8 protein-coding genes are annotated in these 10,111 nt (G+C 64.0%); 4 read left to right on the top strand and 4 right to left on the bottom strand.

All coding sequences use genetic code 11. The features are described 5' to 3' along the window. The 4 genes from JaAD80_RS06585 to JaAD80_RS06575 all read left to right on the top strand — a co-directional run. Positions 1-1,847: ATP-binding cassette domain-containing protein (locus JaAD80_RS06585; RefSeq protein ID WP_219726788.1), on the top strand; the 1,847-nt coding region annotated here is incomplete at its 5' end. Beyond that, a complete protein-coding gene (locus tag JaAD80_RS06580) occupies positions 1,844-3,013 on the top strand; it encodes an HlyD family type I secretion periplasmic adaptor subunit (protein WP_102293433.1) in 1,170 nt (389 codons plus the stop codon). The genes JaAD80_RS06585 and JaAD80_RS06580, both read left to right, overlap by 4 nt. Before the next feature lie 265 nt (positions 3,014-3,278). Continuing rightward, entirely contained in the window at positions 3,279-3,428 is a 150-nt protein-coding gene (locus JaAD80_RS30580; RefSeq protein ID WP_180979329.1) for a hypothetical protein, read from the top strand. Between the two features lie 301 nt (positions 3,429-3,729). Continuing rightward, positions 3,730-4,878 (top strand): diguanylate cyclase, encoded by a 1,149-nt coding sequence (locus tag JaAD80_RS06575; protein WP_102293432.1) that lies wholly within the window; start codon positions 3,730-3,732, stop codon positions 4,876-4,878. A gap of 114 nt (positions 4,879-4,992) precedes the next feature. Here JaAD80_RS06575 and JaAD80_RS06570 read toward each other — a convergent pair whose 3' ends face one another. From JaAD80_RS06570 to rnr, 4 genes are all read right to left on the bottom strand, one after another. Next, positions 4,993-5,691: a YceH family protein gene (locus JaAD80_RS06570; protein ID WP_102293431.1), complete on the bottom strand. Its 699-nt coding sequence runs from the start codon at positions 5,689-5,691 to the stop codon at positions 4,993-4,995. A 10-nt stretch (positions 5,692-5,701) separates the two neighbouring features. After that, positions 5,702-6,451, bottom strand: a complete 750-nt coding sequence (gene cysE / locus JaAD80_RS06565) for a serine O-acetyltransferase (protein ID WP_102293430.1) — start codon at positions 6,449-6,451, stop codon at positions 5,702-5,704. Between the two features lie 202 nt (positions 6,452-6,653). After that, positions 6,654-7,397, bottom strand: a complete 744-nt coding sequence (gene rlmB, locus JaAD80_RS06560; protein ID WP_071324394.1) for a 23S rRNA (guanosine(2251)-2'-O)-methyltransferase RlmB — start codon at positions 7,395-7,397, stop codon at positions 6,654-6,656. Between the two features lie 3 nt (positions 7,398-7,400). Next, positions 7,401-9,974 carry a ribonuclease R gene (rnr, locus tag JaAD80_RS06555; protein ID WP_102293429.1) on the bottom strand — a complete coding sequence of 858 codons (2,574 nt, stop codon included), beginning with the start codon at positions 9,972-9,974 and terminating at the stop codon, positions 7,401-7,403. Between the last annotated feature and the right edge of the window lie 137 nt (positions 9,975-10,111).

The raw sequence follows: 10,111 nt of genomic DNA, 5'->3' as shown, positions 1-10,111 counted from the left end.
GGCATGGCGAAGGCACCGATGGCCGCCCCTTGCTGCTGGCGACGCTGGCCGGCCTGGCCTGCGTGGGCCTGCCGCGCCGCAGCGAGAAAAGCGCGGCGCGTCCCGGCGCCCTTGGCCTGGTGCGCAATGCCCTGTGGCTGAAGAAAAGCGTGTTTGTCGACGCCGTGCTGGCCACCGCGCTGGTAACCCTGCTGACCATGGCCACCTCGCTGTTTTCCATGCAGGTGTACGACCGCGTGATCCCCAACCAGAGCTTCAGCACCCTGTGGGTGCTGGTGGTGGGCGTGGCCCTGTCGATCGGCCTGGAATTCATCCTCAAGCAGGTGCGCAGCCGCATCGTCGACCATTCGTGCAATGACGTCGACCATGAACTGTCCGAGTGGTTTTTCCAGCGCATGCTGGGCATCCGCATGGAAGCACGCCCTGCCTCCGTCGGCACCCTGGCGGCGCAGGTGAAGGGCTTCGAGATGGTGCGCGGCGTGCTTACCTCGACGTCCCTGTTCGTGCTCACCGACGTGCCTTTCGCCCTGATCTTCCTGGCCATGATCACCATCATCGGCGGCTGGCTGGTGGTGGTGCCGCTGGTGGCCCTGCCCCTGGCCCTGGTGTGCGGCCTGATGTTCCAGCGCGCCATCCAGGCCCACACGCGCAAGAACCTCAATGCCAGCAACCGCAAGGCCGGCTTGCTGGTGGAAGCCGTCGACGGCGTCGAAACCCTCAAGGGCAGCAGCGCCGAATGGATGATGCAGGCGCGCTGGGCCGAACTGGTGGCCGAGACCAGCTACGCCGAGCAGAATATCCGCGACTATGCGGCCCTGTCGCAGAACATCACGGCCGCCTTCCAGCAGCTGACCAACGTGGCGCTGATCTCCATGGGCGCCTGGTTCGTGGCGGAAAACCAGATGACCATGGGCGCCCTGATGGCCTGCACCATCATCAGCAACCGCGCCCTGATGCCCATCGTGCAGCTACCCGCCGTGATGGTGCAATGGGCCCATGCGCGCGCCTCGATCGATGGCCTGGAGCAGGTCATCAGCCTGCCCAACGAGGCGGACAACGCGCAATTCGCGCTGACGCCGCGCAGCCTGGACAAGGGCCTGCGCTTCGAGCGCATCCGCTTTACGTATGGCGGCGCGCAAAAGGTGGCGCTGGAAGTCGAAGCGTTGGCCATCCGTCCGGGCGAACGGGTCGGCCTGGTGGGCGCCATCGGCTCGGGCAAGAGCACCCTGCTGAAACTGGCCTCGGGCCTGTACCAGCCGGCCGAGGGCAAGGTCTACCTGGGCGACGTCGACATGGCCCTGCTGGCGCCGCCCGTGATGCGCGAAATGATCGGCTACCTGCCGCAGGAAACGCGCTTGTTCAGCGGCACCCTGCGCGACAACCTGCTGCTGGGCCTGGCCGACCCGGGCGAAGAGGCGATCCTCGCGGCGGCCAGGCGCACCGGCCTGATCGAACTGATACTGGGCCAGCCGCGCGGACTGGCGCTGGCCATCACCGAAGGCGGACGCGGCGTCTCCGGCGGCCAGCGCCAGCTGATCGCCGTCACGCGCCTGCTGCTGGCGAAACCGAAAATCTGGCTGCTGGACGAACCGACGGGCGCCATGGATGCGAAGACGGAAGCGCGCATCGTCGGCTTGCTGGGTGAACTGGCGGCCGAAGGCGTGACCATGGTCGCCACCACGCACAAGAACGCCCTATTGCCCCTGCTCGACCGGCTGGTGGTGCTGCAGGCGGGCCGGGTGCTGCTCGACGGCCCGCGCGACGTTGTGCTGGCCAAGCTGTCGGGCAAACCGCAGGCCGTGCCCGCTCCAGCACCAGCGCCGGTGGCGCAAGGAGCCGTCGCATGAAACTGGCCAAGGTCGAAGCAAAAGAGGAAGCCAAGCGGGGCCGCGTGCTGATCTGGAGCTGCGCGGCGGCGCTGGCGGGCGTCATCGCCTGGGCCTCGTGGGCGGAGCTGGACCAGGTCACGCGCGCCAACGGCCAGGTGATCGCCAGTTCGCGCAACCAGATCATCCAGGTGGCCGACGGCGGCGTGCTGGCCGAATTGCGCGTACACGAAGGCAGCATCGTGAAAAAGGGCGAACTGCTGGCGCGCTTCGACCGCACGCGCGCCGAAACGAGCTACCTGGAAAGCACGGCCAAGGCGGCCGGCCTGAAGGCGGCCGTGGCGCGCCTGCAGGCAGAGGTGTTTGGCGGCACGCCGAAATTCCCGCCCGAACTGCAGGCGTTTCCCGAATTCCGCGCCAACCAGCTGGCCCTGTTCAGCAAGCGCCAGGGCGCCGTGCAGGCGGAAGTGGGCGCGCTGGAAAGCGCCATGAAGCTGATCAAGGAAGAACTGGAAATGAACTTGCCGCTGCTGGAAACGGGCGATGTCAGCCGCGCCGAAGTGCTGAAACTGCGGCGGCAAGTGGTCGACATCCAGGCGCAGATCACCAACCGGCGCAACAAATACCTGCAGGACAGCCAGACGGACATGGTGAAAGCCCAGGAAGATCTGGCCGGCGTGCTGCAGACGGTGACGCAGCGCAAGGAGCAGCTGGGTTCGACGGATATCTACGCGCCCACGGACGGCATCGTGCGCAACGTGCGCCTCACAACGCTGGGCGGCGTGGCCAAGCCGGGCGAGGAAATTCTGCAGATCGTGCCTACCGACGATGACCTGATCATCGAGGCGAAGGTCAAGCCGGCCGACATCGCCTTCATCAAGCCGGGCCTGCCCACGGCCGTGAAACTCGACGCCTACGACTACGGCATCTACGGCCGCCTGCGCGGCACCGTCAGCTACATCAGCGCCGATACCCTGAGCGAAGACAACAAGGGCAATGAACAGCCCTACTACCGCGTGCAGATCAAGACCAGCGGGCGCAATCTGATCGGCAAGAACGGCGAACCGATCCTCATCCAGCCCGGCATGACGGCCACGGTGGAAATCAACACGGGCCGCAAGACGGTCTTGCGCTACCTGACGAAACCGATCACCAAGACGTTTTCGGAGTCGATGGGGGAACGGTGATGTATCGCCGATAGACTCCCCGGCAAAACGGTCCGGACAATGTGCGGGCTTGGCTCGCACTGCCGGAGAGAATGGCTTTCGCGGCGCAGCGCCCATCGCCTGGAATGATCATTTTGACGTCTTCTCTGGCACGGCGCCCCCATTTCCCCATGCGCGAATGCACCGTGGAGGCATCAAATATCACTATGCTAAAAGCGTTTATCGAGGCGTTCAAGCGCGATTTTGCGCATATGTCGGTGGCCACCGGAATGGCACCTGGAACGCCATGCATGACTATCTCTCCCGGCCCGATGAGAACGGTTTTGGCTTGCGCCTGTCAGGCTGGCATGGCTGCCTTGCCTTGGCACCGCAGAGCAAGCAGATCATGCCGGAGAATTTCGCCGGCCCTCCCCACGTTTGTGTTGTTTATACATGACACTATGTACCAATCCGGGTTCACCCGCGTTGTGCCTGCCGCAAGGGTCCAGGCAACCTCATAATCGCCGGGCACACCAAAGCAGCCACCGACGCGGGCGCAAGGCACGCGGCCTGCGCCCCGTGATCCGGCGCCTTGCGCCATGGCCACGCGGTAGCGTCGATCGGCTGCTGACCGTTGGCGGCAGCACATATTTGATACTTGTGGTCAACAAAGACAGGCCAAACCTGGCCTGGAGAGCGCTAAAATAGCGAACTACCCTTCCTCGCTTTATCTGCGCAAGCTCACGCCCTCCCGAATCATGGCACTCGATCCTTCCACCATCCTCATCCTCACGACGGCGCTGGCCGCGGCCGCCGCACTGTACCTGGCGGTGGAATGGCGCAGCGTGCGCGAAAAATCGCTGCTGTTCTGGAGTGCGGGGTTCGCCGTCATTACGGTGGGCTGCGTCCTGGCCCTGCTGCGCACCAGCGGTTTTCTGCTGATCGGCATCTGGTTTGCCAACGGCTTGCTGATCGCCGCCCACTGGCTGTTCCTGGCGGGCGTGGCCAGGTTCATGGACATGCGCCTGTCGCGTGCGTGGTATTTGCTTCCCCTCGCCTGGCTGGCCATGCTGCTGGTGCCCGGTGCCCCCTGGTGGTCGAAGGTGATGTTCGTGGTGCAGTCGCTGCTCATCGCCGGCATCTGCCTGCGCGCCAGCTACCTGCTGCGCCCGCATGGCGTTTCCCTCAGCGTGGGCGCGGTGCAGCTGCGCTACGTGCTGCTGCTGCATGGCCTTTTTTATTTTGCCAAGGCCGCTTCCATCGTTGCGCTCAATACCTTCGTCGATCTGGCCGGCTTCCGTGGCGAAGTCATCCAGATTTCGCTGGTGGAAGGCGCCATGGCCATCATGCTGATCGCCTTGTCCATGACGGGCACGGAACGCCACCGCCGCGAGGAACGCATCGAGCAGCTGGCCGCGCGCGACCCGCTCACGGCGCTGTACAACCGCCGCGCCCTGGACGAACGGGCGCCCGCGCTGCTGGAGCAGGCCTCGCCGCACAGCCCCGGCGCCCTGCTGCTGATCGATATCGACAATTTCAAGCAGGTCAATGACTTGCACGGCCACAGCGCGGGCGACAAATTGCTGGTGGCCCTCAGTGAAATGCTGTGCAACACCCTGCCGCAGCGTGCCTTGGCGGCCAGGCTGGGAGGCGACGAGTTCGTGATTTTGCTGCATGGGGCCAGCAGCGACAGCGTGGTGGCGCTGGGAAATGCCTTGCGCGGCATGTTCGGCCAGATGGCGCAGCAGGCATTCGCCACGCCCAAGGCGGTGACCCTGAGCGTGGGCGCCACCTTGTTCGAGCGGCCGCCGGCAAGCCTGGCGGCACTGCTCGAACTGGGCGACGCCGCCTTGTACTCGTCCAAGCGCGAGGGCCGCGATAGCGTGCGGGTGGTGCGGGCCGCCTGACGCCGGCCGGCGCTGCGCAATCAGCCTGACGCTGAAAAAGCCGAAGAACTGGCGCTATCGCTCGCCGCCGTGAGCCCGCTGCGCCTCGGCGGCCCGCTCATCCTGCCTGCCCTGTCACTCGAACTGCTTGCGGAAGGCCTCGAACTGCGCCGCCAGGCCATCGAAATCGCTGCGCAATTGCAGCACTTCCTGTTCCAGCTGGGCCACACGGCTGCCCTGCTGCGGCGCGCTGACGGCGCCGGCAAAACCGGCCGCCGTCTCGCTCTGCGCCAGCGCTTCCTCGCCACCCAGCAGGTGGCCGTAGCGCGGTTCCTTGGCGCCCGGCGCGACGGCCAGCCTGGCCACCAGCGGCGGGTATTTGTCTATCAGGAATTGCAGGCCGGATTCCACTTCCGCCACCGACTTGAAGTCATGCACGCGCCCGCTGCGGCTGCGGATCTCGCCCGCCGTCTGCAAGCCGCGCAGCATCAATATCGTCAGGATGGCTAGCTTGTCCTGTTCCAGCGACCACTTGATGCGCATGCGGTGTTCGTACTTGGCGACCCGCGCGCCCGCCTGCGTGATGCCGTTGACGAATTTGCGCTGCATCAGGCGCTGCAGCACGTCGTACACGGTTTCCTCGGACAGCGCCATCACGGGGTCGCGGCTGGACAGCTGATTGCAGCCATTGGTCAGGGCGTTGAGCGAAAGCGGATAGCTGTCCGGCGTCAGCGCTTCCTTTTCGGCCAGCACGGCCAGCACGCGGATCTCGAACGGGTCGAGCAGATTGGGATTGTCAGTGCTTTTTTCGCCTGCCGTCACATCAGTATTCATGCGTCTATCCTTAATCAACCAGCTTGTTCATTTGTTCCGAATCCAATTTATCACATTCAGGCACAGCCTGGCAGCAAATGCCCGCCGCCTTCAGGGTGGCGAGGATGGTTTCGATGCGCTGCTCCTGCGCCACGGCGTGCGTGATCAGGCCCTGCAGGGCTTTCGACAGCGGATCGTCGCCGTTCGGCGTGACGCCGTAGGCGGCGAACAGATGGGCCGTGCTGCCTTCGCGCAGGGCATTGAGATCCTTTTGCACGATGTGCGCGGGGTTGCCGACGGCCGTGGCGCCGGCCGGCACGGGTTTGAGCAGCACGGCGTTCGAACCCACCTTGGCGTACTCGCCCACCGTGAAGTTGCCCAGCACTTGCGCGCCGGCGCCGACGATGACGCCGCGTTCCAGGGTCGGATGGCGTTTGCTGCCGCTGTGCAGCGAGGTGCCGCCCAGGGTCACGCCCTGGTAGATGGTGCAGTCGTCGCCGACGACGGCCGTCTCGCCGATCACCACGCCGAAGCCATGGTCGATGAAAACGCGCCGGCCGATGCTGGCGCCAGGATGGATCTCGATGCCCGTGATGATGCGGCCGATATACGAAATGAAGCGCCCCACCCACTTCATGCGCCGCGTCCAGCACCAGTGCGCCCAGCCATGCATGACGATGGCGTGCAAGCCCGGATAACAGGTCAGCACCTCCCAGCCATTGCGGGCGGCCGGGTCACGTTCGATGATGCTGTTGATGTCTTCGCGCAGGTGGTGGAACATAAGACGGATTTCTGAATAGGTAAGAGACAAGACGCAAATGGTAGCGTATTCGGTGGCATGCTGCCGGAGAGGCAGATAAACAAGCGCCGCCTCAAGGGCGGCGGCTGATCAAAGAAGCGCTACAAAATGTTCAGGGCAAGGCGCATTGCCGAAGACAGTACGCAAGTACGGCGAGGCAATGCAACGCCGCCCTGGACGTTTTTTAGCCTTCTTTCGCGATGCGCTGGCGGCGGGCTTCGTACAGACACACGCCGGAAGCCACGGACACGTTCAAGCTCTCGACGGAGCCGAACATCGGGATGCTGACCAGCATGTCGCAGGTGTCGCGCGTCAAACGGCGCATGCCTTCGCCTTCGGAACCCATGACGAGGGCCGTCGGGCCCGTGAAATCGGCTTCGTACAAGCCTTTTTCGCCGTCGTCCGAAGTGCCGATCAGCCAGATGCCGCGGTCCTTCAGTTCACGCATGGTGCGCGCCAGATTCGTCACGGTGATGTACGGGACGGTTTCGGCGGCGCCGCTGGCAACCTTGGCGGCCGTGGCGTTGAGGCCCACGGCGCGGTCCTTCGGCACGATGACGGCATGTGCGCCGACGCCGTCGGCCACGCGCAGGCAGGCGCCCAGGTTGTGCGGGTCGGTGATGCCGTCGAGGATCAGCAGCAGCGGCGGGCCGTCGATGGCGTCCAGCAATTCGTCCAGATTGCGTGCCAGCGACAGCTGCGACGCGAAGGCGATCACGCCCTGGTGGCGGCGCGTGCCGACGATCTTGTCCAGACGCGAGGAATCGACAGGCATGACGCGCACGCCGGCCGACTTGGCGGCGGCGATCATGTCCTTCATGCGGCCGTCGACACGGCTGGCATCGACGAAAATTTCTTCCACGGACGACGCTTCGTGACGCAAACGCGAGGTGACGGCGTGGAAGCCGAAAATCATTTTATTCTTCATTTGTTATCGCTTCTTCTTGCTTGTCTTTGATACAGTTTTTGCTGCTCGTGGTGCCGCCGCAGCGGGTGCCGCGGCTGGGGTCTTGCTGCGCTTCGGCGCGGCCTTCGGGGCTGCCGCCTTGGCTGCCGGCTTCGAGGCTGCCTTGGGTGCCGCCTTGCTTGCCACATTGGCTGCGGGGGCGGCTACCGGCCTGGCGGCCGCCGGCTTGCTGGATGGCTTGCCGCCGCCCTTGCCGCCGCTCTTGATCTCATGACGCTGCTCGGTCGCTGGACCAGGCTTGACCATGGATTTCTTTTCGCCCTTGCGTTTGCCGCTGCCGTTGGACTTGGCCGGCGCGTCTTCGCCCGCCAGTTCCGCATCGGTCACCAGGCGCAGGTCGATCTTGCGCGTTTCCAGGTCGACACGTGCCACTTGCACCGTCAGACGGTCGGTCAGCTGGTAGCGCTTGCCCGTGCGTTCGCCGCGCAGTTCATGGCGCGCATCGTCGTACTGGAAGTAGTCGGTGCCCAGCTCGGTGACGTGCACCAGGCCTTCGACAAACAGGGTGTCGAGCTGCACGAAGACGCCGAAGGTGGTCACGCCGGTGATCGTGCCGGTAAACTCTTCGCCCAGCTTGTCCTGCATGAAGTAGCACTTCAGCCAGGCTTCGACGTCGCGCGACGCTTCGTCAGCGCGGCGCTCGTTGGCCGAGCAGTGCACGCCCAGCGCGTCCCAGATCGTCAGGTCGGTTTTCTTCGGCTTGCCGTCGGCCTTGTCCTTCGCCTGCTGCTTGCGCGTGGCGTTCGACACATTGGTGTTCAGCACAACCTTGTCGGACAGTTTCGGCTCGTATTTCTTGCCTTGCAAGATGGCCTTGATGGCGCGGTGCGTCAGCAGGTCGGGATAGCGGCGGATCGGGCTGGTGAAGTGGGCATACGCCTCGTACGCCAGGCCGAAGTGGCCGATATTGTCCGGGCTGTAGACGGCTTGCTGCATCGAGCGCAGCAGCATCGTTTGCAGCAGGGCCGCATCGGGACGCTGCTTGATCTGCTGCATCAGGGTCTGGTAATCGGAGGCCGATGGCGTATCGCCGCCCGTCAGGTTCAGGCCAACCTGTTTCAGGAAGGTGCGCACTTGCGTGAGCTTTTCCTTGGTCGGGCTGGCGTGGATGCGGTAGGTACCCGGGTGCTTGTTACGCAGCAGCAAATCGGCTGCGCAAACGTTGGCCGCCAGCATGCACTCTTCGATGATCTTGTGCGCTTCGTTGCGCGTGCGGGGAACGATCTTCTCGATCTTGCCGGCGCTATTGCAGACGATATACGTTTCCGTCGTCTCGAAGTCGATGGCGCCACGCTCCATGCGCGCTTTCAGCAAGGCGCGGTAGACGGCTTCCAGGTTCTGCAGGTGCGGCAGGATGTCCGCGCGGCGTGCCGCCTCGGGTCCCTTGGTGTTGCCCAGCACGGCGGCGACTTCGTCATACGTCAGGCGCGCGGCCGAATGGATGACGGCCGGGTAGAACTGGTAAGCCTTCAGTTCGCCCTTGTCGCTGACGACGGCGTCGCAGACGAGGGTCAAACGGTCGACGGCAGGGTTCAGCGAACACAGGCCATTCGACAGTTTCTCCGGCAGCATCGGGATCACGCGGCGCGGGAAATACACGGACGTGCTGCGTTCGAGCGCATCGGTATCGAGCGCGTCGTTCGGCTTCACGTAATGGCTGACGTCGGCAATGGCGACGATCAGGCGGAAGCAGTTGGCGCGGCCCACCTTGACGGGTTCGCAATACACGGCATCGTCGAAGTCGCGCGCATCTTCACCGTCAATGGTGACGAGCGGCACGTCGCGCAGGTCGACACGGTCTTTCAGGTCGGCGGCACGCACTTCAAACGGCAGTTTTTCAGCTTGCTTCAGGGCGGCGGCAGAGAAGATATGCGGCACGTTGAATTTACGCACGGCAATTTCGATTTCCATGCCGGGATCATCGAGCGCACCGAGCACTTCGACGATCTTGCCGACAGGCTGCTTGAAGCGCATGGGCTGCTCGGTCAGCTCGACGCTGACGATCTGGCCGGCTTTCGCCTTGCCCACCGAACCGGTAACTAAAATGTCCTGGCCGATGCGCTGGTCTTCCGGCGCCACCACCCAATTGCCGTTTTCCTGGATCAGGCGACCGATGACGTGGGTATTGGCGCGCTGCGTGACTTCCACGATCGTGCCTTCCGGGCGGCCACGGCGGTCCGTGCCGACGATGCGGGCCATGACCTTGTCGCCATGCAGCACTTTCTGCATTTCTTTCTCAGGCAGGAACAGGTCGGCGCTGGCGTCGTCAGGAATGACGAAGCCGAATCCATCGCGGTGACTGGTGACGCGGCCGGCGACGAGCGCGCTCTGGTCGGCCAGCGAGAAAACACCGCTGGCATCCGACTTGAGCTGGCCGTCGCGCTCCATCGCCTTCAGGCGACGAACGAGCACCTCCATGGAATCGGCATGCACTTGCAGCGTTTTCCCGAGTGTTTGCGGATCGAGAGGCGCGTTGACGCTGCGGAAAATGCCGAGAATGTCCTCCCGGCTGGGAATGGTGTGGGTATTTTGGCTCAAAAGTATTTCTATAGTTGTTATTGACAGTGATCAAACGGAGAACAAAGACCGATGACATCACCGTCAATATTGACACGGTGATGTCCGGTAGTGTACCGGACGACGCCTAGGTTTACCTAACGGACAGCGTATCGGAA

Origin of the sequence: Janthinobacterium sp. AD80, from assembly GCF_002878455.1 — a bacterium.
GTDB lineage: Bacteria > Pseudomonadota > Gammaproteobacteria > Burkholderiales > Burkholderiaceae_D > Janthinobacterium.
The sequence above is the reverse complement of the archived record's forward strand: the minus strand, read 5'-3'. Positions and strand labels throughout refer to the sequence as shown.

Coding starts and splice junctions, on each gene's coding strand:
- JaAD80_RS06580 (WP_102293433.1), top strand. CDS start 1,844: ATGAAACTGGCCAAGGTCGAAGCAAAAGAGGAAGCCAAGCGGGGCCGC.
- JaAD80_RS30580 (WP_180979329.1), top strand. CDS start 3,279: ATGCATGACTATCTCTCCCGGCCCGATGAGAACGGTTTTGGCTTGCGC.
- JaAD80_RS06575 (WP_102293432.1), top strand. CDS start 3,730: ATGGCACTCGATCCTTCCACCATCCTCATCCTCACGACGGCGCTGGCC.
- JaAD80_RS06570 (WP_102293431.1), bottom strand. CDS start 5,691: ATGAATACTGATGTGACGGCAGGCGAAAAAAGCACTGACAATCCCAAT.
- cysE (WP_102293430.1), bottom strand. CDS start 6,451: ATGTTCCACCACCTGCGCGAAGACATCAACAGCATCATCGAACGTGAC.
- rlmB (WP_071324394.1), bottom strand. CDS start 7,397: ATGAAGAATAAAATGATTTTCGGCTTCCACGCCGTCACCTCGCGTTTG.